This window comes from Mesorhizobium sp. M0029 (assembly GCF_040323735.1).
Lineage (GTDB): Bacteria > Pseudomonadota > Alphaproteobacteria > Rhizobiales > Rhizobiaceae > Mesorhizobium.
In genome coordinates this window covers 73105-95337 of the sequence record NZ_JAMYVF010000001.1, presented here as the reverse complement: position 1 = coordinate 95337, position 22233 = coordinate 73105, and the positions used below count along the sequence as shown (strand labels likewise).

Annotated in this window: 19 protein-coding genes and 1 tRNA gene; 12 read left to right on the top strand and 8 right to left on the bottom strand. The window is 59.2% G+C overall.

Translation table 11 applies throughout. The features are described from left to right. Nucleotides 1-115: 115 nt before the first annotated feature. The gene (gltB, locus tag NKJ76_RS00460) at nt 116-4882 is read right to left on the bottom strand and encodes a glutamate synthase large subunit (protein WP_352536543.1); all 4767 of its coding nucleotides are present in this window, start codon (nt 4880-4882) and stop codon (nt 116-118) included. A gap of 508 nt (nt 4883-5390) precedes the next feature. Between gltB and NKJ76_RS00455 the strand changes: the two genes are divergently transcribed. Together NKJ76_RS00455 and NKJ76_RS00450 are read left to right on the top strand one after the other, a co-directional pair. Next, on the top strand, nt 5391-6440 hold the full coding sequence (locus tag NKJ76_RS00455; RefSeq protein WP_352536542.1) for a threonine aldolase family protein: 1050 nt from the start codon (nt 5391-5393) through the stop codon (nt 6438-6440). An 18-nt stretch (nt 6441-6458) separates the two neighbouring features. Beyond that, nucleotides 6459-7346, top strand: a complete 888-nt coding sequence (locus tag NKJ76_RS00450; protein ID WP_352536541.1) for an MBL fold metallo-hydrolase — start codon at nt 6459-6461, stop codon at nt 7344-7346. Here NKJ76_RS00450 and NKJ76_RS00445 read toward each other — a convergent pair. Beyond that, nucleotides 7343-8107: a sulfite exporter TauE/SafE family protein gene (locus tag NKJ76_RS00445; RefSeq protein ID WP_352536540.1), complete on the bottom strand. Its 765-nt coding sequence runs from the start codon at nt 8105-8107 to the stop codon at nt 7343-7345. The genes NKJ76_RS00450 and NKJ76_RS00445 overlap by 4 nt on opposite strands. Before the next feature lie 157 nt (nt 8108-8264). Continuing rightward, nucleotides 8265-8732, bottom strand: a complete 468-nt coding sequence (locus NKJ76_RS00440) for an Hsp20 family protein (protein ID WP_023671202.1) — start codon at nt 8730-8732, stop codon at nt 8265-8267. 458 nt (nt 8733-9190) lie between these two features. Here NKJ76_RS00440 and NKJ76_RS00435 point away from each other — a divergent pair, with 458 nt between their 5' ends. From NKJ76_RS00435 to NKJ76_RS00420, 4 genes are all read left to right on the top strand, one after another. Further along, a complete protein-coding gene (locus NKJ76_RS00435; RefSeq protein ID WP_352536539.1) occupies nt 9191-10150 on the top strand; it encodes an alpha/beta fold hydrolase in 960 nt (319 codons plus the stop codon). A 167-nt stretch (nt 10151-10317) separates the two neighbouring features. After that, nucleotides 10318-10488, top strand: coding sequence for a hypothetical protein (locus NKJ76_RS00430; RefSeq protein WP_023683236.1), 171 nt, complete (start codon nt 10318-10320; stop codon nt 10486-10488). A 3-nt stretch (nt 10489-10491) separates the two neighbouring features. Continuing rightward, on the top strand, nt 10492-10731 hold the full coding sequence (locus NKJ76_RS00425; RefSeq protein WP_023686421.1) for a DUF1127 domain-containing protein: 240 nt from the start codon (nt 10492-10494) through the stop codon (nt 10729-10731). A gap of 127 nt (nt 10732-10858) precedes the next feature. After that, nucleotides 10859-11689 carry a helix-turn-helix domain-containing protein gene (locus NKJ76_RS00420; RefSeq protein WP_352536758.1) on the top strand — a complete coding sequence of 277 codons (831 nt, stop codon included), beginning with the start codon at nt 10859-10861 and terminating at the stop codon, nt 11687-11689. Nucleotides 11690-11701: 12 nt separating this feature from the next. Here NKJ76_RS00420 and hisN read toward each other — a convergent pair whose 3' ends face one another. Both hisN and NKJ76_RS00410 read right to left on the bottom strand, forming a co-directional pair. Then, entirely contained in the window at nt 11702-12475 is a 774-nt protein-coding gene (gene hisN, locus NKJ76_RS00415; RefSeq protein WP_352443493.1) for a histidinol-phosphatase, read from the bottom strand. 337 nt (nt 12476-12812) lie between these two features. Continuing rightward, nucleotides 12813-13754, bottom strand: coding sequence for an N-formylglutamate amidohydrolase (locus tag NKJ76_RS00410; protein WP_023671196.1), 942 nt, complete (start codon nt 13752-13754; stop codon nt 12813-12815). Between the two features lie 164 nt (nt 13755-13918). Here NKJ76_RS00410 and cpdR point away from each other — a divergent pair, with 164 nt between their 5' ends. The 3 genes from cpdR to NKJ76_RS00395 all read left to right on the top strand — a co-directional run bounded on the left by cpdR (nt 13919) and on the right by NKJ76_RS00395 (nt 16147). After that, a complete protein-coding gene (cpdR, locus tag NKJ76_RS00405; RefSeq protein ID WP_023671195.1) occupies nt 13919-14281 on the top strand; it encodes a cell cycle two-component system response regulator CpdR in 363 nt (120 codons plus the stop codon). Between the two features lie 114 nt (nt 14282-14395). Then, nucleotides 14396-14470 (top strand) — tRNA-Val (locus NKJ76_RS00400). A 273-nt stretch (nt 14471-14743) separates the two neighbouring features. Continuing rightward, the gene (locus NKJ76_RS00395; RefSeq protein WP_352536538.1) at nt 14744-16147 is read left to right on the top strand and encodes a site-specific integrase; all 1404 of its coding nucleotides are present in this window, start codon (nt 14744-14746) and stop codon (nt 16145-16147) included. Here the strand turns inward: NKJ76_RS00395 and NKJ76_RS00390 are convergent. Beyond that, a complete protein-coding gene (locus NKJ76_RS00390; protein WP_352536537.1) occupies nt 16144-16380 on the bottom strand; it encodes a helix-turn-helix domain-containing protein in 237 nt (78 codons plus the stop codon). The two genes, NKJ76_RS00395 and NKJ76_RS00390, sit on opposite strands and share 4 nt — an antisense overlap. A 112-nt stretch (nt 16381-16492) precedes the next feature. Here NKJ76_RS00390 and NKJ76_RS00385 point away from each other — a divergent pair, with 112 nt between their 5' ends. Further along, nucleotides 16493-17050 (top strand): hypothetical protein, encoded by a 558-nt coding sequence (locus NKJ76_RS00385; RefSeq protein ID WP_352536536.1) that lies wholly within the window; start codon nt 16493-16495, stop codon nt 17048-17050. Nucleotides 17051-17232: 182 nt separating this feature from the next. Here NKJ76_RS00385 and NKJ76_RS00380 read toward each other — a convergent pair whose 3' ends face one another. After that, nucleotides 17233-17865 carry a recombinase family protein gene (locus NKJ76_RS00380; protein WP_352536535.1) on the bottom strand — a complete coding sequence of 211 codons (633 nt, stop codon included), beginning with the start codon at nt 17863-17865 and terminating at the stop codon, nt 17233-17235. Between the two features lie 190 nt (nt 17866-18055). Here NKJ76_RS00380 and NKJ76_RS00375 point away from each other — a divergent pair, with 190 nt between their 5' ends. After that, on the top strand, nt 18056-18325 hold the full coding sequence (locus NKJ76_RS00375) for a hypothetical protein (RefSeq protein ID WP_352536534.1): 270 nt from the start codon (nt 18056-18058) through the stop codon (nt 18323-18325). 840 nt (nt 18326-19165) lie between these two features. Further along, on the top strand, nt 19166-20503 hold the full coding sequence (locus tag NKJ76_RS00370; RefSeq protein ID WP_352536533.1) for a hypothetical protein: 1338 nt from the start codon (nt 19166-19168) through the stop codon (nt 20501-20503). Between the two features lie 109 nt (nt 20504-20612). On the opposite strand, the gene NKJ76_RS00365 is transcribed toward NKJ76_RS00370, so the two are convergent. After that, the gene (locus NKJ76_RS00365; protein ID WP_352536532.1) at nt 20613-22232 is read right to left on the bottom strand and encodes a tetratricopeptide repeat protein; all 1620 of its coding nucleotides are present in this window, start codon (nt 22230-22232) and stop codon (nt 20613-20615) included. Nucleotide 22233 lies beyond the last annotated feature (1 nt).

Here is a 22233-nt window from a genome sequence, read left to right as displayed (position 1 = left end):
TGCGGTTTTCGCACCCGTTAACCCCTTGAGGCAGCCGTGGCAACCTTGCATCCGAGGTCAAACTGTCGCTGAAAGTTCCGCCGGGAAGCCTGCGCCTCCCGGCAAGTCGAAAAACCTATTCCGCCGCCACGCCCATGCGCATGCGTTCCATCTCGATCAGCGCGCGGCGGTATTCGACCGGCATGATCTTGCGGAATTTCGGCCGGAAGGTCGTCCAGTCGTCGAGTATCTCGCGGCCGCGTACCGAACCGGTGAAATGGACGTGGTTCGAGATAAGCTGGTAAAGCCGTTCCTCGTCATGGGTGGTCATGTCGCCCGAGACGTCGACGCGACCCTTGTGGTCGAGGTCACCGCCATGATGCAGCAGCCTTTCCATCAGATCGTCTTCTTCCGGAACCGGCTCCAGCTCGACCATCGCCATGTTGCAGCGCGCGGCGAAATCGCCGGCCTCATCCAGAACATAGGCCACGCCGCCCGACATGCCGGCAGCGAAGTTGCGACCGGTCTGGCCGATGACGACGACGATGCCGCCGGTCATGTATTCGCAGCCATGATCGCCGACGCCTTCAACGACGGCGGCGACGCCCGAATTGCGCACCGCGAAGCGCTCGCCGGCGACACCTGCGAAATAGGCCTCGCCCTCGGTCGCGCCATAGAGGACGGTGTTGCCGACGATGATCGATTCCGCCGCGACGATCCTGGACTCCTCCGGCGGCCGGATGACGATGCGTCCGCCCGACAGGCCCTTGCCGACATAGTCGTTGGCCGCACCGACGAGATCGAACGAGATGCCGCGCGCCAGGAAGGCGCCGAACGACTGGCCGGCGGTGCCGGTCAGCTTCACCTGGATCGTGTCCTCGCGCAGGCCCTTGTGCCTGAAGCGCTTGGCGACTTCGCCCGACAGCATGGCGCCCGTGGAGCGATCGACATTGCGGATGTCGACCTCGATCTTGACCGGCTGCTTGCTTTCGAGCGCGGGCTTCGCCAGTTCGATCAGCTTGCGATCGAGTACATCGTCGATCGGGTGTTTCTGCCGTTCGGTCCAGTGCACCGCCTCATGCGGCGCGTCCGGCTTGAAGAACATCTTGCCGAAATCGAGCCCACGCGCCTTCCAATGCTGGATCATCTCGCGCTTCTCCAGCAGGTCGCTGTCGCCGATGATCTGGTCGATATGGGTGTAGCCCATCTCGGCCAGCAGCCCCCTCACCTCTTCCGCAACATAGAAGAAGAAGTTGACGACATGCTCGGGCGTGCCCTTGAAACGCTTGCGCAGAACCGGGTCCTGCGTCGCGACGCCGACCGGGCAGGTGTTCAAGTGGCACTTGCGCATCATGATGCAGCCGGCCGCGATCAGCGGCGCGGTCGAGAAGCCGAACTCGTCGGCACCGAGCAGCGCACCGATGATGACGTCGCGCCCCGTGCGCAAGCCACCATCGACCTGCAGTGCAACGCGCGAGCGCAGCCCGTTCAGCACCAGCGTCTGGTGCGTCTCGGCAAGGCCCATTTCCCATGGACTGCCGGCATGCTTGAGCGAGGTCAGCGGCGACGCGCCGGTGCCGCCATCATAGCCGGAGATGGTGATGTGGTCGGCGCGTGCCTTGGCGACGCCGGCCGCAACCGTACCGACACCGACTTCCGACACCAGCTTGACCGATACGTCGGCCGCCGGGTTGACGTTCTTCAGGTCGTAGATCAGCTGCGCCAGATCCTCGATCGAATAGATGTCGTGATGCGGCGGCGGCGAGATCAGGCCGACGCCGGGCGTCGAGTGCCGGACCTTGGCGATGGTGGCGTCGACCTTGTGGCCGGGCAGCTGGCCGCCCTCACCGGGCTTGGCGCCCTGCGCGACCTTGATCTGCATGACATCGGAATTGACGAGATACTCGGCGGTGACGCCAAACCGCCCCGAGGCGACCTGCTTGATCGCCGAACGTTCGGGGTTCTTGCCGCCGCCGGGCAGCGGCAGATAGCGGTCTGCCTCTTCGCCGCCCTCGCCGGTGTTCGACTTGCCGCCGATCTGGTTCATGGCGCGCGCCAGCGTCGTGTGTGCCTCGCGCGAGATCGAGCCGAACGACATCGCCCCGGTCGAGAAGCGCTTGACGATATCGGCCGCCGACATCACGTCCTCTATCGCGACCTTCTTGCGGCCGGTCTCTTCCGCAAGCTTGATCCTGAACAGGCCGCGTATGGTCTGGGCACGGGCCGTCTCGCTGTCGATCTGCGCGGAATACTCCTTGAACGTCTCCCACGAGCCCTGGCGCACGGCGTGCTGCAAGGTGGCGACGGCGTCGGGCGACCACATATGGGCTTCGCCGCGCATGCGGTACATGTACTCGCCGCCGACCTCGAGGCTGTTGCGCAGCACCGGATCGTTGCCGAAACCGTCGGTGTGGCGGCTGAGCGTCTCGGCCGCGACCTCGTCCAGGCCGACACCTTCGATCAGCGTCGCTGTGCCGGTGAAGTACTTCTCGACGAAATCTGACTTCAGCCCGATGGCGTCGAATATCTGCGCGCCGCAATAGGACTGGTAGGTGGAGATGCCCATCTTCGACATCACCTTGAGGATGCCCTTGCCGATCGACTTGATGTAGCGCGAGACCACCTCGTAGGCGTCGACCTCAGCCGGCAGTTCGCCACGCTTGTGCATGTCGAGCAGCGTATCGAAGGCAAGGTAGGGGTTGATCGCCTCGGCGCCGTAGCCGGCGAGACAGCAGAAATGATGCACTTCGCGCGGCTCGCCGGATTCCACGACCAGGCCGACCGCGGTGCGCAGACCCTTGCGGATCAGGTGGTGGTGCACGGCAGCCGTCGCCAGCAGTGCCGGGATGGCGATACGGTCGGGACCCACCTGGCGGTCGGACAGGATGATGATGTTGTAGCCGCCGGCGACAGCGGCTTCCGCCCGCTCGCACAGACGCTCGAGGGCGCCCTGCATGCCGGCCGCGCCCTCGCTCGACCCGTAGGTGATGTCGATGGTCTTGGTGTCGAAACGGTCCTCGGTGTGGCCGATCGAGCGGATCTTTTCCAGATCGCCATTGGTCAGGATCGGCTGGCGCACTTCGAGCCGCTTGCGGCGCGAATTGCCGACCAGGTCGAAGATGTTGGGCCGCGGCCCGATGAACGAGACAAGGCTCATCACCAGCTCCTCGCGGATCGGGTCGATCGGCGGGTTGGTGACCTGGGCGAAATTCTGTTTGAAATAGGTGTAGAGCAGCTTCGACTTGTCCGACATCGCCGAGATCGGCGTGTCGGTGCCCATCGAACCCACGGCTTCCTGGCCGGTGGTCGCCATCGGCGACATCAACAGCTTGGTGTCTTCCTGCGTGTAGCCGAAAGCCTGCTGGCGATCGAGCAGGCTGACATCCTTGCGCAGCGCGCGCGGCTCCACCGGCTTCAGATCCTCGAGGATCAGCTGCGTGTTGTTGAGCCAGGTCTTGTAGGGATGCCTGGTGGCGATCTCCGACTTGATCTCCTCGTCGGAAATGATGCGGCCCTTGGCGAGGTCGATCAGAAGCATGCGGCCGGGCTGCAGCCGCCACTTCTTGACGATCCTCTCCTCCGGCACCGGCAGCACGCCGGCCTCTGACGCCACGATGACGCGGTCGTCGTCGGTGACGATGTAGCGCGCCGGCCGCAGCCCGTTGCGGTCGAGCGTGGCGCCGATCTGGCGGCCGTCGGTGAAGGCGACCGCGGCCGGCCCGTCCCACGGCTCCATAAGCGCTGCATGGTATTCGTAGAAAGCCTTGCGATCGGCATCCATCAGCTTGTTGCCGGCCCAGGCTTCCGGGATCAGCATCATCATGGCGTGGCTGAGGCTGTAGCCGCCCTGGAACAGGAATTCGAGCGCATTGTCGAAGCACGCCGTGTCGGACTGGCCGTCATAGGAGATCGGCCACAGCTTGGAGATGTTGTTGCCGAACAGTTCGGAATCGACCGAGGCCTGGCGCGCCGCCATCCAGTTGTTGTTGCCGCGCACCGTGTTGATCTCGCCATTATGCGCGACCATGCGGTAGGGGTGCGCGAGCTTCCATGACGGGAAGGTGTTGGTCGAGAAGCGCTGGTGGACGAGGATCAGCGCGGTCTCGAAACGCGGATCCGACAAATCCTTGTAATAGGCGCCGACCTGGTAGGCCAGGAACATGCCCTTGTAGACGATGGTACGCGCCGATAGCGACACACAGTAGGCGCCGATATCCTTGTTGTTGTTCTCGGCGTAGATGCGGCCGGAAATCACCTTGCGCAGCAGGTACAGCCTGGCCTCGTATTCCTCGTCATCTGGAATGTCCGATGTGCGGCCGATGAAGACCTGGCGATGGAACGGTTCGGAGGCCGCAATATCGGGCGCCTTCGACAGCGATGAATTGTCGACCGGCACGTCGCGAAAGCCGAGCAGCGGCAGCCCTTCTGACTGCGCCGATTCGGCGATGATCTCTTCGATATGGGCGCGCAGTGCCGCATCCTGCGGCATGAACCAGTGGCCGACGCCGTATTGGCCTGCCGCCGGCAGTTCGACGCCTTGGGCCGCCATCTCTTCGCGGAAGAAATGATCGGGAATCTGCACCAGCACGCCGGCGCCATCGCCCATCAGCGGATCGGCGCCGACAGCGCCGCGATGCGTCAGGTTTTCGAGCACGAAGAGCCCGTCCTTGACGATCTGGTGCGACTTCACGTTCTTCATGTTGACGATGAAGCCGACGCCGCACGCGTCATGCTCGTTGCGCGGATCGTAGAGACCCTGCGCGGCCATGCCATTGGTGGTCAGGCCGTTGGTGGTCAGGCCGTTGGTGGTTCGGCCTTCTTTGGTCAGAACGGTATTTTTAACGGCTGCCGCTTTCGTCTGCGCGGCCTGGCCGATAATCGCAGATGGCGTCAGTTCCGTCATCGTCCTGTCCTCCGTTCCGGCCCCTTGCACGTCTAGCATTTGGGGCGCTGGTCTACCTTGGGAAGCGACTGGCTTCCGCTCTCATCTTGCGGCACGTCTTTTCGAAATCCTTGGCGGACCGTGCGGTGCACCGCCGGTTCGTATCCGGTATCGTACAGGCCACAGCCGAGCCGTCTACCCGTCGCTCGCGGCAACGGCCGGAGTGGCCCAAATGATACGCCAATCCAGCCTGACTTGTGCGACAAAATAAGACAGCACTACTGTCCTAAATTTTTATGTCAGAAATCCTGGGCGTACACAAGACCGATTCACCAAATTCTTGGACGTTTGGCGACAGAAAATTACGTCGGGCGCTGTCGAAACGAAATTTCGGTCCTGGCACTCCTTCGTGATCGCCTTTGGCTTTACCGCTTTTTCAGCCCTTGGCCCTTGCGCGTCAAACCCCGAAACGGCCATGGTCGCGCTCTTGTCGCAACCAGACTTTCTCAACCAGACAGGGACTTTCCTGATGTTCTTTGCATCCGACAACTGGGCGGGCGTCCATTCCAACATTGCCGCCGGGCTGTCAGCCAACGCCGGCGGCTTTTCGACCGCCTATGGCGATGGCGATCTCGACCGCGCCGTCTACCAGCGTTTCAGCGAGATCTTCGAACGCGAGGTCGCGGTGTTCTTCGTCGCTACCGGCACGGCGGCCAACTCGCTGTCCCTGGCCGCTTACAACAAGCCCGGCGGCATTTCCTTTGCGCACCGCGAATCGCACATCATCGAGGACGAATGCGGCGCGCCGGAATATTTCAGCGGCGGCTCGCGTCTCCATGCTGTCGACGGCGCCCTGGGCAAGATCGACCCGCACAATCTTGAACGGGCCGTCGCCCGTTTCGCACCCGAAATCGTCCATTGGGGACGCCCGACGGCCGTCTCGATCACCCAATCGACCGAAGTCGGCACAGTGTACGGGCTCGACGACATTTCCACCATTTCGGAGATCGCCAAACGCTTTTCCCTGCCGCTGCATATGGACGGCGCCCGTTTTGCCAACGCATTGGTCGCGCTTGAGACGACTCCGGCCGAAATGACCTGGAAGCGCGGCGTCGATATCGTCTCGTTCGGCGGCACCAAGAACGGCTGCTGGTGCGCCGAAGCGGTGGTGCTGTTCGATCTAGACCGCGCCAAGGAGCTGTCCTTCCTGCGCAAGCGCGCCGCACAGCTGTTCTCCAAGTCGCGCTTCATCGCAGCGCAGTTCGACGCCTACTTCACGGACGGCCTGTGGCTGGACATGGCCCGTCATGCCAATGCCATGGCCGCGCGCCTGGTGGCTGCGATCGAGGATTCGGCGACGGCTAAGCTCGCCTGGTTGCCGCAGGCCAACGAGGTGTTCGCGGTGATGAAAAAGGCGGAAGCCGAAAGGCTGCAATCCGTCGGCGCCGCCTTTTACGACTGGCACCGGCCGCACGGCTTCGACGGCCATGTCGGCGAGGACGAGTTGCTCTATCGCTTCGTCACCAGCTTTGCCACGACTTCAGATGAGGTCGATCGCTTCGGCCAGATGATCGCCTGAACCCGCGAGACCGCGCCAATGCCTCTCGGCTCAACCATGCGGCTGGTTCGCCCGGCGCCAAACGTGCTCGGCTTCTACGATGGCCGCGTTGACGGCGTTCGCGCCTGGTCGGACGAGCCGAACTGGCTGGACGACGGCGCCTATGCCCTCGGCATCTGCACCTATTCGAGCGTCGATGGGTCGCAGGCGCTTGTCTACGACACGCATATTTCGCTGCCTCACGCGCGCTTCATCAGGCAGACGCTCGAAGACATGGGCGCAACATCGATCCGGGTCGTGCTCAGCCACTGGCATGACGATCATATTGCCGGCAATGAGGTGTTTCAGGATTGCGAGATTATCGCCAACACGCTCACCGCCTCGGCGCTCGCGAACAACCGGGCCGAGATCGAAAGCGGTGTTCCACCGATCAAGCCTCTCGTGCTGCCGAACAGGACCTTCGAAGGCAGTCTTGACCTCGCCGTTGGATCAATCGCCGTCGAACTGCGTCAGGTCGAAATCCACAGCCATGACGGCACGGTGCTCTTCATGGCTGGGATCGGCCTGCTGCTGGCAGGCGACACGCTCGAGGATCCGATCACCTTTGTCAGCGAGGCGGATCGGCTGGCGCAACATCTGGTCGATCTCGAACGCATGAGCGGGTGGCCGATAGACCGCATCTTGCCCAATCACGGCTCGCTCGAAGCGATTGAGCGAGGCGGCTACGACAAAGGCCTCGTCGCCGCCACGCAAGCCTACGTTCAAAAACTGCTTCGCTGCCGGCATGAGCCTGATCTTGCGAAGCAGGATCTGAAAACCTTCGGCGCCGACATGTTCGCCACTGGCGCGGTCGAGTACTTCGCGCTGTACGAGCCCGTCCACCGGCAAAACATCGAGGCCGTTCTCGCAACCGGCACCGGTCGCTAAGCAAGGAAAGGCCGCGCCAAAAGCTCGAGGCCAAGCAAGATCAGGAGAATAAGAAACCAGCGCCGGAAGGTCGCCGGGCTGATCCGCTGCCGGAGCAACTGTCCGAGCCACATGCCGAGCAAGGCCGGCGCAACCGCCAGCGACGACATGGCGACATGCCCGACCTGGAACGCGCCGTGCGAGGCAAGGCCGGCAGCGAGCGCGATCGTCGACACGGTGAAGGACAGGCCGAGCGCCTGGATCAGATCGTCACGGCTCAAGCCCAGCGCCTGAATGTAAGGTACAGCGGGCACGACGAACACGCCGGTGCCGCCGGTGACGATGCCGGTAAGGAAACCGACGATGGGCGACGACCAGCGCTCGGCTGACGCGGGAACCGTCAACTGCCGCGCCAGCAGCGTATAGACGGCATAGACGATCAGCACCGCCCCGAGGCCGGCCGTCGTCCATTTGACATTGTCGCTGGCCAGCAGCCATGAGCCGGCCAGCGTGCCGGCGACGATGCCGACCATCATCTGCCACAGCCGACTGAGGATCCATCCGAAGCTCGGGCCGGCAAACAGCTGCCAGATATTGGTGACGAAGGACGGCACGATCAGCAGCGAAGCCGCGGCGACCGGCGGCATGATTGTGCCCAGCAGCCCCATCGCCAACGTCGGCAGTCCCATACCGGTAACGCCCTTGACGATGCCGGCCAGCAGGAAGAGCACCGCAATGGTTGCCGTTAGGGCCAGGGAAAAATCAGCCGAGAGATCAGACATCGCCCTTCATGGGAAGACGGCGCCCGCCGCAAAAGAGCCAGAACTCTTCGGTTGGGGTGACAGAGGCTGCGGCGAAAAAAAGCGGCGCCTCGCGGCGCCGCTTTCGTCTCGGGAGGAGACGCTTTTAAACTTGGGCGTTGTGACGCCGCCGTCTTGATCACGCGGCGTTCTTGGCCTCGATCTGCTTGGCGTTGGCCGAAGAGGCGGTAATCGCGATCTTGCGCGGCTTCAGCTCCTCGGGGATGTTGCGCTTAAGGTCGACGAAAAGCAGGCCGTTCTTCAGCGTGGCGCCGACGACCTCGACATGGTCGGCAAGCTGGAAGCGGCGCTCGAACGAACGCGAGGCAATGCCGCGGTAGAGCAGCTCGGAGCCTTCGCCATTGCCCTCTTCCTTGCGCTCACCCTTGACGGTCAGCACGTTGCGGTGGGCTTCGATCGAAATCTCTTCGTCCGAGAAGCCGGCAACCGCCATCGAGATGCGATAGGCGTCCTCGCCGGTGCGCTCGATGTTGTAGGGCGGATAGGTCTGCGCGCCATCGGGCTGGGCCAGCGAGTCGAGCATGGTGAACAGGCGGTCGAAGCCGACGGTCGAGCGATAGAGCGGGGAAAAATCAACGTGACGCATGAGGTGTTCTCCTGTTGAGCAACATGTTTGCGTGTGGCCGGTGCGAAACCCTGGAAAGGCGTTTCGGGTGGACCAGCAGCCCCGACATCGGCGGCTGCATCCGACATTTGGGGAGCGCAAAAGCGCATTTCAAGGATTTTTGAAGAGCGCCAATCGAGGCGTCGATGAACGGCAGATGAACCGCTGCTTCGGCGCCCGTTCAGCCGGCCGGCGCTAGAGTGCCCCCAGGATAAAGAACCAGGCGGCGCCGGATGAAAGCGCCGCGACGAGGCCGACCGGGTGTAACGTCCCTTCCTCCCGGATCGACAGAGGCCGGAAGCACGCCGCCGCAGGCTGCTTCCGGCCTTGCTTGTCGTTCGTCCGCCCCCTTGGCGTCCTCCCTTTGCTTTTCATCCATTGGCGTCTATCACCATGCCGACGCCCTGCCGGGTGAGACACCACGAAGACGCAAGCGCCTAATGACGGATCTCTTCCATCCCACGCCAGGCAATCCGCCGCCGCAAAATGTCGCCGGCGGCTTTTTCACCACGCGCGACGGCAAGAAGATCCGCTACGGCCTGTTTGCCGCGGTCACCCGGCCGCTGAAAGGCACCGTCGTGCTGCTGCCCGGCCGCAACGAGTGCATCGAGAAATATTTCGAAACCATCCGCAACCTGACCGACCGCAGCCTCGGCGTCGCCACGCTCGACTGGCGCGGCCAGGGCGATTCCGACCGGCTGATCGCCGATCCGCAACGCGGCTATGTCCGCTCTTTCTACGATTACACCGGCGACCTCGAACAGTTCTTCGAGGATATCGTGCTGCCCGACTGCCGCGGCCCGTATTACATCCTCGCCCATTCGATGGGCGCCGTGATCGCGCTGCTCGCGGCGCCGTCGATGGTCAACCGGGTGCGTCGCATGGTGCTGATTGCGCCTTTCCTGACGGTGCCCGACTCGCCCGTGTCGGCAAAAACCGCGCGCCGCGTCTGCTCGATATTGTGCTTTCTCGGCCTCGGCCGGCTCTACGCCGCCTGGGGTCCGCGTCCCAGGGAAACCCTGCCCTTCGCCCTCAACAAGGTGACATCGGACCCCGGGCGCTATCAGCGCAACACGAAAATCTACGAGCACTATCCGCAACTGGCGCTCGGCGGGCCGACGATCCGCTGGCTGCAGGCGGCAATCAAGGCAGGCGAAGCCATCAGTGAGCCCGACTTCATGGCCAGGATCCAGGTGCCGCTGCTGATGATCGCCGCCGGCGCCGATCAGGTCGTCTCGACCAAGGCCGTGGAAGCCTATGCCAGGCGTCTGCGCCTCGGCTCGCTGCTGATGATCGATGGCTCGAAACACGAGATCCTGCAGGAGGCCGATGTCTATCGCGAGCAGTTGCTCGCCGCCTTCGACGCCTTCATACCCGGCAACGACGACCCGACAGCCTGATGCCGCCGGCGCTGCATGTTGCGGCGCCTTGAGCTTGCGTCGCCTGCTGACAGCCTTCTGTCAGGAGCAGCGCCGGCAGCACCCAAAGAGCTAAAGATTCTGACAGCCGGTGCCGCCCCGGAATGCTCATCTCTCCGGGTCGAACCGAACGCCAAGGGGATGACGTCATGACCGAGAAAACCTGCGCTGCCTGCGATTGCCAGCTGGACGCCAACCCGATCCGCGTCAAGGTCGGCGGCAAGACCGTCGAGGTCTGCTGCGAGGAATGCGCGATTGCGCTGAACGAAGCCGGCGCCTCAGTGGCCGGCGCATCAGTGGCCGGCAACGGGGAAGCCTGAGCGATGCGCCCAGATCATGCAGCGGCGGCGCAATGCCTCGCACATCAGCCGACAACTCAAACCGCGACGTTCCGGCGGTCCTTGCGGACACAAGGCATCGCGGCGGCCAACTGGATCGGCCGTCAACTGGAAAGGCGCCGAAGCCGCCTTGCCTTGCTCGAAATGACCGACGAACAGCTCAAGGACATCGGTCTGTCGCGCAGCGACGCTCACTGCGAATACATGCGCCGTTTGTGGGACTGAGCCATCGCCGTTACGAAGGGCCCGACAGGTGAAGTCTCCTGACAGGTTTGGACAAGCCAATCGCCTAAATGTGCCGGAGCAGCTTTCGGTGCAAGGGTAGAATGCAACGGCCATGTCTCAGCTCACCATGTCGCAGTTCACGGTACAGACGCTTCTGGACACCGGCACCGTCGGGGTGAGGGATGTCCTCTGCAGCGGCGAATGCCGGCACAAGAGCGAAGAAGAGTGCACCGCTGCCACGCATCTTGTGTTTCCCTATCGCGGCGTCTTCGTGCGCCATGTCGGCCGCAACGATGCGGTCGCCGAAGCCAACCAGTTGTTGTTCTTCAACAACGCCGAAGGCTACCGGATCAGCCATCCCGTCGAGGGTGGCGATTCCTGCCTCGATCTCGTTGTCGAGGAGGCGCAACTGCAGGAGCTGACGCCGAAGGAGCAGTTGCGCTTGGGCAGCGCCGTGGCGTTTCGTCGTCAGCGCCGCCGCATCGACCCGCGGGCTCAGGCGCTGGTGGCGGTGCTGCGCCACAGCCTGAGCCGCAACATTGCCGAAACGCTGGAGGCCGAAACCCTGGCGCTGACGCTGGTGCGGCGCTCCCTCGGCGAGCGCACCTCGCATGCCGCCGGCGCCAGCGCTGGCCGGCAGAAGCTGGTCGATCGCGCCAAGCTCGTCCTGTCCTCGAATCTTTCGCGGCGCTGGACGCTGGCCGAGATCGCCGCTGAAGTCGGGGTATCACCGGTTTATCTCACGCAGGTTTTCCAGCAGGTCGAGGCGATGCCGCTCTATCGCTACCATCTGCGCCTGCGGCTGGCGCGCGCGCTCCACCTGCTTGGCCGCTACGACAATCTGACCACGCTCGGCCTGGACCTCGGCTTCTCCAGCCACAGTCATTTCAGCTCAGCGTTCAGGCAGGTCTACGGGCGAACGCCGGCGGAATTCCAGCGCTCGATCAAGCCGCGCTGATCGGGTCGACTATCAGCCGCGCAAGGCTGCCATTGCAGCCGCGTGAAGCTCCGGCGTTGCGGCGGCCAGGATGTCGCCGCCCTTTTCCGCCGGACCGCCCTCGAATGTGGTGACGACGCCGCCGGCCTTTTCGATGATCGGGATCAGCGCCACGATGTCGTAGGGTTTCAATCCGGGATCGGCGACGATGTCGACGCTGCCGGACGCGATCATGGCAAAGGCGTAGCAATCGGCTCCGTAGCGGGCGAGCTGGATCTGTTTCTCGAACGCGTCGTAGCGGGTGCGCGCCTCGCCCTTGAAAAGCGCCGGCGTGGTGGTGAACAAGGTCGCCTCGTCAAGCTTCGTCGTCTTACGGGTCGACAGCTTCCGCGGCCCACCGGGGCCTTCGTAGTGGGAGCCGGAAGCGTTGGCGTAGAACAGCTCGCCGGTGAAGGGCTGCGCCATCATGCCGGCGACGGCGTCACCGTCGACCGTCAATCCGACCAGCGTTCCCCACACCGGCAGGCCTGAGATGAAGGCGCGGGTGCCATCGATCGGATCGATCACCCAGACATGCCTTGAGGAGATGTTTTCGCTGCCATGTTCTTCGCCAAGGATACCGTGATCGGGATACTCAGCCGAGATCAGCGCCCGGATGGCGCGCTCGGCCTCGCGGTCGGCCTCGGTGACCGGGTCGAAACTGCCTTTTTCCTTGTTGGCCACCGCGCCCTGTGCGCGGAAACGCGGCAAGGTTTCAGCCGCCGCCGCTTGCGCGATCCGGCGCATGAAATCGATGCTGATGTCCACGTGATTCTCCCGCATTGCAGAGTGCCAACCCGGTCTGGCGGCACTTTCCCGCCAAAACAAGCCGGTTTATCGATTTATCAGTGACATCAGTGTTGCCGAAATGTCACACATCGGCGCCATCGAAACGCATTTTCACATCAGAGTGAATTAAAAAAGCGTGGGATCGATTGACATTTGTGCATCGCACAATAAATTTGTTCTCGGACAGGTTTTCCTGTCCATGCCCTCCTTGGGCGTTTCCTCCCTAGACTTCGACCGTGTCGTGCAAACGATGCGGTCTTTTTTTACGCTGCGGGATGGCCAGCGCGGGATTGCATGAACAGCCGCCGCTCCGGCGTCATTCGGCGGCCAGCGGCAGGTCGACGAAGTGGTGGTCGGGCATCGCCATCAGGTCGGCCGAAAAGCGCGCCATATCGTCGGCCAGCGCATCGAAGCCGGCCGATTTCTGGAACGTCCGCTCATTCATGTAGAGGCCGCGATTGACCTCGATCTGCAGCGCATGCAGGTGGCGCGCCGGCCGGCCGTAATGCTCGGTGATGAAACCGCCTGCATAGGGTTTGTTGTGGGCGACGGTGTAGCCCATGCCGATGAGCAGGCCGATCGCCGTTTCGGTCAGGGCCGCCGTGGCCGAGATGCCGAAACGGTCGCCGACGATGAAATCCGGCCGCAGGCCGCTGTCGCCCACCCTGATGCTCGCCGGCATCGAATGGCAGTCGATCAGCACGGCATAGCCGAACCTGGCATGGGTTCTGGTCAATAGCCGCTTCAGCGTCTCGTGATAGGGTTTGTAGACCGCCTCTATGCGCTGGACGGCCTCCGCCAGCGGCAGACGGCCGGAATAGATGTCGAGCCCCTCACCCACCAGCTTGGGCACGGTGCCGAGCCCGCCGGCAACGCGCGCCGAGCGGATGTTGCAGAAGGACGGCACCGGCTCGGCGAACATGCGCGGGTCGAGTTCCCAGGGTTCGCGATTGACGTCGAGGTAGGCGCGCGGAAAATTCGCCGCCAGCATCGGCGCGCCCAGCACCACCGCGCTGCCGAACAGCTCGTCGACATAGCAATCCTCGGAGCGGCGGATGGCGTTCCGGTCGAGCCGCGCCATGGCCAGGAAGCGGTCTGGATAATAGCGGCCGCTATGCGGTGAGTTGAAGACGAAGGGAACGCGCTGCTCGGCGCCCGATCGGATTTCGAAGGGTGGAACGACCGAAAAATCTTCGGCTGCCGTCGTCAATTTGAACGAACCCGGAAACAGCAATGCATCATGATGGGAAACTGCCACCTCATCGGCCGCATGTCCAGCATTTCGGCATGTCAGGAACCCCGTCAAATCAGGATTAATGCCGCCAACGTTCACTTGATGTTTACCGTCAGCACCTCATATACAGGATGGTTAACGGGCTTGCCGGACGGCAGGCTTGGCTGGGGTGATTCGGACGGGACAAGATGGCACGCATTCTGCTGGCGGAAGACGACGACGACATGCGCCGGTTCCTGGTCAAGGCACTGGAGCGGGCCGGCTACCACGTCAGCGATTTCGACAATGGCGCCAGCGCCTACGAGCGGCTGCGCGAAGAACCTTTCTCCCTGCTGCTGACCGATATCGTCATGCCGGAGATGGACGGCATCGAACTCGCCCGCCGCGCCACCGAGATCGATCCCGACCTGAAGGTGATGTTCATCACCGGTTTCGCGGCCGTCGCGCTCAACCCCGATTCCAAGGCGCCGAAAGACGCCAAGGTGCTGTCCAAGCCCTTCCACCTGCGCGATCTCGTCAACGAGGTCGAAAAAATGCTGCAGGCCGCCTGAAGCACGCACAGTGTGATCTCGCCGCTTCGTCGGCGGCGCGACAAAACGAGCCTTTCTTTCCCTTTCCGGCTATTGACGCGCTGGACCAAAAATGGTGTATGCGCGGCTTCGGATGGGCGTGTAGCTCAGCGGGAGAGCACTGCATTGACATTGCAGGGGTCACAGGTTCAATCCCTGTCACGCCCACCATCCTCTTAAAAATCAATATGTTACGCTTAGGTTTCCGCTGGTGAGGCATCCAAGGGATGCATTTGCGTGCGCAATCCGACCTATCTCGAACTATCCAGAAACAGAATCTTCTATTTTCGCTGGCCGTTGACCAAGCTTTGCCCAGTGTATGGGACAAAGCCAGCTAGCCTCAAAATATCGCTAGGTACGCGGGTCGGCTCGGAAGCCTTGTACCTAGCTCGACACCTAAGCTATGTCGGTCAAGTCCTTATGAAACGGTGGTCTGCATCCAGCATGCGGTATGACGAGATACGTGCAGCTCTCAAGAAGCACTTCCAAGACGCACTTGAACGCCGCAAAAGCGAGATGGCCGCCGGAGGCCGACTAAGATCTGAGATATTGGACGCCCTGCAGAACGGGCTCGCGTTCGCGGTTGAAGCGGTAGCGACGGGCGCTGATATCATCCCGTACGTTAGCGACGACTCGCAAGCTATCGCCTTTGCCGAGAAGTACAGCCTTCCTGTAGGACCGGACTCGCCTGCCTTTGAAATACTCAAAACGGAGATGCGGAAGGCGTACAGGGATTATTGCGAAAAGGTTTTGGCTCACGACCAGTCCTTCGAGAGCTTCGACTTCGACGAACCTGTCATCGGCGCTACGTTTTCAAAACCCCAGCCCGGGGACAAGCGCACCCTTACCGACGTAGCAACCAAGTTCATCGCAGAACAAAAAAAGGCTGAGAGTTGGGTTAGGCGAACCGAGGATCAGAAGCGATCACACCTAGATCTTTTGAATGAGATTCTTGGAGCTGAGATCGATATCGCGCAAGTCACATCTCTGGATGTGCAGCGGGTCAAGGAAATCCTCTCAAGCTATCCCCGCAATCGGAACAAATCTGAAGCCACCCGAGGCCGGTCTATCGATGAGCTGGCCACGGTGCGGGGTCATGAGACGCTGAGCGTCCGCACTATGAACACGTATCTCCAAACCTATTCCGGGCTGTTCTCATGGGCCAAGAGAAACAGATATGTGTCCGAAAATTTGTTCGACGGAATCAGTGTCCGCGAGAACAAGAAACAAGCGGAGGCAGCCCAGAGAGGAGCCTTTTCGCAAGCTCAGATCGACCTGATGTTAGGCGAGTTGCTCAACAATCACAGAGAATTGGTCAACCTGGATTATCAGAAATGGGGGCCTTTGATCGGGCTGTACACAGGCGCTAGACTTAACGAGATATGCCAGATTGAACTCTCAGACATCAAGGAAGCTGACGGCATCTCGTATTTCGATATCAATGATGAGGGCGATAAAAAGCACCTGAAGAACACAGCCTCTCGCAGGATCGTACCCATTCATGATCAGCTTCTTAAACTCGGATTGTTGGATTTCGTAGAAGCGCTTAGGTCGCATGGTGAGACACGGCTTTTCCCGGAGTTTTCGTTGAGTGCAAAGGAGGGCTACGGGAGAGCACTCGGAAGATGGTTCAACAATCGCTTCCTCGTTCAGCTCGACATCAAATCCAAAGACTTGGTGTTCCACAGTTTCAGACATGGCATGGTGACAAAGCTCTTGCAGGCTGGGGTAGACGAAAACATGGTCAAAGCCATCGTTGGCCACACGAGGCAGGGCGTTACGCAGAAGCACTATTTCAAGCAGGGCTATACGCTCGCACAGATGCAGGAAGCATTGCGCAACTTCTAGCTATCCATCACCTGTTTGACGAGCGCCAGAACGTCAAGGTCAATGATCTCGGCGAGTTCCAAAAGCTCCACAAGGTCAACCCTACGCTGGCCGCTCTCAATGTTGGCTATGAAAGGTTGATGGCGTCCAAAAGCCTTGGCAACCTGTGCCTGAGACATGCCCTTAATGCGACGCTGCTCTGACAGTGCCGCCGCTATCATCAGATGACGTTTTGAGTGCAGAGACTTTGGCATTGGCCCGTTGACGAGATGTCTAACGGGCGGGTAATCCGAAATTCAGATTATCCAAAAATCGGATATTCGGGCACGCACGCTCTGTTACTTAGCAGGGCAGACAGGGGCTAACATGGAAATCTTGCTAGTGCTGATCGGGATTGGAGCCGCAGGGTTCTATTTTCTCAAGGGCAACGCACGGAGAGGTGCCGAGACGGTGAGAGCGTCGATATTCTTGACTGGCTTGGAGTCTGGCCACACGGTCGCGGAGGCCAACCTTGTGGCGAGCGTGGATGTTGAAAGTTTGCCGACATCTACGATCCATGACGCTGTGAACCATGTGCGGCTGTTCTACGGAGGTAAGCAGTTGCCCACGATCGCGGAAGCGTATCGAAAGGGTATGACACCTAAGCTCGCAGGTTGGTATCAAGTCCTTATAGACATGCTTCATTCATCTGCCCCGAAGCACGGCAACGTAAAGCAAAAGACCGGCAGCATCGACACTCATGAACGTCGCAATGCTGTTTACCAAGAGATTGTGCAGGCTAACAAAATGCAAAATCAGCGGATGGGTTTCGATAACTATCGTAGCGCCGTTGTAGCAGAGGCGAAGCGCTTAGACGGTAAAGCTGCGACCGACTTGCATTGGATGGAATTGACTGACGATGAAGGCACAAAGCGCGTATGCTGACGGAATAAACCCCGAAAAGCTTGCGGCAGAAATTTTGAAGTTCGGGCCACCGCCGCCTTGGGCTGTTGGCTAGTTTGGCCAGCGAAGCCCGCAGGATTCGGTTTGTGGTCTGGCACAGGATGACAGGCGGAAGTTCCCTAACGCCTCTCAGCCGCCCTCCCTGACCGATTTGAAGCCCATCGCTAGTGCCCCCACGCCAGCAGCGCCGCTTCGGCCTGATCGGGTGCTGATTTGATGCGCAACACCGTTTGCCGTGTTAGGTCTGATGCCTTCGCAATGGCTGATGCTCCAGCGCCACCAGCGAGCATATCCAGCACCAGCTGATACTGGTTTCGGTCATAGGTTGGCTTGCGACCACGGTACTTCGTATCCTTTGCCCTGGCATGAGCTATACCCGCGCGCTGAGCTTCCTTCGTCGCCTCAGCTTGCGCCTGAGCAGTTGCCGCCATGAACGCTATGAGCGCATCTCGTACTGCTTGCTGAATGGGGTCGGCAGTAGCGCCGTCGAACGTCATCTTGTTGATCACGGTTCGTATGGTAACGCCTCTACGCATGAACTCCCTGATCGCATCGCAGACATCTTGGTAGTTCCGGCCGAGCCGATCCACCCACCGCACCACAAGCGTATCGCCCTTGCGTAGCATATCGTAGAGGCGCCGACCTTCCGCGCGTTCTCTAAGCAGTGTGTTCAAGCCGGAACTACCGTGGTCGGCAACCACAGTGTCAATCTCGAAACCAGCGTTCCTGGCCTGCGTCTCTTGATGCTCAATGGTCTGGTCAGCCGTGGATACGCGAGCGTAGAGGATAACGGACATTGCAGGCTCCCATATGTACGTTAGGGTGATGTCCGTATATATAACTGTCCGTTGACCTATGTCAACCCTTACGTACACCTAGATGCAAGCCGGATTGTATGCCCGCTAGGGTATACCCTAACGAGCTGACCTAGTTGCGATTGTCCTGGGCGCAGGGTAGCTACAACGGGTAAGTTGAAAGGGAGGGGTCATGATCTTCACAAAGTTAGGGCTGGCCATTGCATGGCTGTTAGTGGTCGTCAGCGGCCTTAGAGTGGTTGCCGCCTTCTCCATCGCCTACACGACAGGTCAAGCTACAGCTCCCAGATACTTCGGATCAAAAACCACAGGTGAGGTTATCGATCAGGGCCTGCTGTATCTCTTGATTGGCGTCGCTCTGGGCATAGTGGCCGAGATAAGCCGATCGGTGGCAGTGAAGGCCGAACTCAGAAAGCAGAACCTTGAGCAGGCGTCTCGTTAGCATAGCCTAGCGGCTCAAGCGCGGCCTGCAGCTCACGAGCCATACCCTGTTCGCTCGCCTATGATATATCTATCCAGTTACCACCATGTTCTAGCTGGTAGCGTAGGCCCAAGCCGAAGCGGACTGCTAGCATGGATTATATAAGAATGATAATTACTGGATCTATTTATTAGATATGCATTGGTATTTATATCTATGTATTACTATTATATCTATTATATATATCTATTATGTGGATAGCTATTTCGGATATGCATTAGAATATCTCTATGTCTGCTATCTATGTATTTATATATGTATCCTTGATATATATATGTGTATCATTTGTAATATATATGGATATCATATCTAGATGGTTCAGCTATCTTACTACTGTCAACTGATACCAGACGCTCTTAGTATCCGGCTCTTACACCAGATATCTAAGCCAGATCATACCGGCTTCGCTTTAGCTCCACATAGGGAGTACAAGCCAGTGGCTCATATACAAGGCAATTGTTCAAGGGTATCGGCCCCCCATACGCGTCCAATCGGCCTTTGGCTGACGATCTAAGATTTCCAAGTGAGCCACCGCGTCGAAGAGAGCGACCAGGCACCCCATGGGGGAAATACGCTTCCTTGGTTGTATTGATGTCCCCGCGAAAAATTTCGGCGTTTCGGGGATTCGCTTTTAGCAATGGTCGCTCAGCCTACACGCACTTATCGCTTGTAACCCGTACGTGTCCAAGTATGTGCCGGAACCGGATATATTTCTAGACGACAGCTCTGATTTGCCCACACAAATGAGAGGTATCGGCAGTGACCTTAATCGTAGCTGGGATATCCGGCGACTCGGCGTGGATGGTTGGCGACACCGCAATCACTGGTGGGCCCATCGGCTTAAGAGAGAGGCAGTTTCTCCCGAAGATCGAGGTCAGCAAGAACTTTCCTGGCCTCTTTGCTTTCGCCGGTGCCGCTGAGTTGGGCAGCCAGCGAGCGAGGGAGGCTTCATCTGCTGATAATGCCGAAGATGCACTGCGCATTTTGATTGAAGCATCCCGCGAGGTGGACGCCGACTTCGCTGTTGCGTTGGTTCAGAAAGATCGGCCGATCTTGCACCGAATAAGAAGCGGAGATGCAACTGAACTTCCCACACTGCATATTGGTTCGCCTGACGCCTTTGAAAGGTTTCAGCGGTTTAGAACCGAAGGTGCCAGCTTTGCTCCAAAAGCGTTCAAACACTTCATGTGCGGCGTTGCTGGGAGAGAAGTCCCTCGCGAACTTGATAGAGCGATTGTTGCAATGTGCGAACTGTTCTCGGCCACCGGTGAGCATGACGTTGGCGGTTGGGCAACTCCCTATCTTCTGACCGAAGCGGGCGCGGCATTCTGCGGCTATGTCTACGCAGTTTCCGATCCCACATTTGAAATGCATCAGGCAGGCAACCTGATTGGTCCGGGTACCCCAGAGCTAGGTGGGTACACGGTGTCCGTGACGGGCCTATTGGAAAACGACGGGATGGTTGTTTACACAGCCCAGCGGCAGTCTGGAGTTGTGGTTCTAAAGAATGACGTCGGATACGAGCTGCATAACATCCCCGGCTCGCCCAGCGAGTTCATAGCAGCGGTAAAGAGCAGCTTGGGGCGCGACGCATCGCTATTTATTGGCGACGAGAAGCCATGGCCTCTGAGAAAGTTGCGCGTTCTGCAGGGTGTGGGCGGCGAGATCGACGTCGTCATAGCGGACCATGGGAATGCAATCTCTTATTCGGTACACAACACTGCCACGGAATTTCATCACCGGATTTCGCTTGATATGAGCGACGGCATACAGCTCCCTGACGGCGTATCCGTCACTAAGACGTCGGACAAGGCGGTATCACTTGCGGTTGGAGAGTGCACGATCGACTTGCACGCCGACACTCTTGCCAATTTAGTTTCCGAATTAGCGCGTCACAGGACAGACCTGATTCCAGAGGTTCCACTTAAGCCCACAGGTGACTCGATAGTTGTCATTAATCCCACATGGCGTACCGATTCCAATATCCATCCAGGTCTATCAGGCATACTACTCAACCTGCGCCACACAGGGCATGGCTGGCTAAGCTACATGCTGCCTCACCACGAGGCAAAGAGCTTGGGAGAATGGCTGGTGGCGGCAACCACAGTCCCGAGCGTCAAGAACGATCCGGAAATCTAGCTCAGATCGGTCGATTCCATTCACGAGACGCACACCGGAAATACGACCACGCCCCCTGCTGGTCCCATCACACAATGATCTCGCCAACGATGGTTGTTATAGCAGATGCCTATAACAGCAGTCCTAACTCCGGGGCTATATCCTCTATTGCGTTCGTTAATTGAAGATTGTCATGAACAAGCAATGGCTCATCACTCCTCATTACTTCTATTCTCTGGTCAATTCGTGCTGACACAGATCGCCAAGCCATCTTAAGCGCCGGTCGTCCCACACCATGGCGATCTATGATCGTCGCTAATTTATCACGTGCGCTCAGCACGTAACTGGTATCAAAGTTAGTGTAATCGACTTCCTGCTCAAGCCAAAAAATTATAGCATAGAGCGAGCGTTCAAAGTTGCTGCAATCTCTGGACGCATTCATCGCCAGGGCATACAATTCTCTGCCGCCTATTTCATCGCCTTCAACAAAGGCTATCAATCCCGAGGCTGCATAATAGAACGCAGCACGTTCATCGGATTTGAAGCGGCTGATTGAGGGGAGGAGAGCCTTTGCTTGATCGATATGGCCACCTTTTGCGAGAGCCACAATCTTGTTGTTGATTAACATCAGATTGTCAGGCGATGAGAGCAACCCACGATCCGCTATATCTACCGCCCTATCGTACTGCCTCAGAGATATTGTCGCATACGCCGATCCAAGCATTGCCGCATGACCTGACATCGGATCATACTCTAGCCACTTACTCGCCGCATCCACAATTCCAGCAGGCTCTTCTCTTGCGTAGAACGCGTAGGCTTGAGCCTCATATGACTGGGGGATATTAAACTCTCTGTTGTTGGCCACATTTTTGAGGTCGCCTGTTGTCTGCGTCCAACGCAGTTGCGCTAGCGCATTCTCCGTCGGCGCATCCATGCTCCTCTCAAAAAGCCTCCTGGCTCTTCTAATACTGCCATTATTAAGCTCAACAGATCCGAGGCCCGCAGCAAGCTCACTGGCATTGACCCTTGTATGAACCAGTTTATGAAATCGCTTAATTTCATGCTCAGCCCACCTTGGAATTTTCCCAAGTTGAACACTAACCGACAACTCAGCAGCCTGGACCCAGCTATCTACCGAAGCCAACTCACTCTGCTTGATGATATCGTAGGCTATGTCTGGTCTATCTGTATGTGAGAAGAAACTAGCGCACGAGCGCAATACGTACCTGTCATTCGGACAAAGAATAGCCGCCCTCTCGACAAATTGCTTAGCCCTACCCGGCTGACCAACAACGGTATATAGGCGCCCTAATTCCAGAGACGTGAGTGCATCTCGCGGATACTCAGCAAGCTTTCTCTTAAAATTCCTTATCTGTAAATATATTTTGTCCCTTATGCCAGATGCACCCTCATCAAGGAATTTATCAGCAACAGGAGTTGCCCTATCCACTATTCGCTGAGCCATGCCTCTCAGCTCAGCTGTGGCCTCCGAGGTGCGAGAAATAATATAAATAGCAGCTTTTACCGTTGACGAGGATGGTCCATCTATTAGATCACTCTCCAGTTCAGATGCGGCGATAAACAGTTTGCTCGTGCTCTCGTCTAGCGAATCTTTAAATCGAGTGACTGCACGAACAGCTGGCTTGCGCTTACCGTGCGGCTTAACCGTCAGCTCATAGCTCGGCGTTTCGCCTAAGGGACGCCAGCGCGGAACCACGCTTCTATTATTGCCAACGCCGTTCGGTTCCATC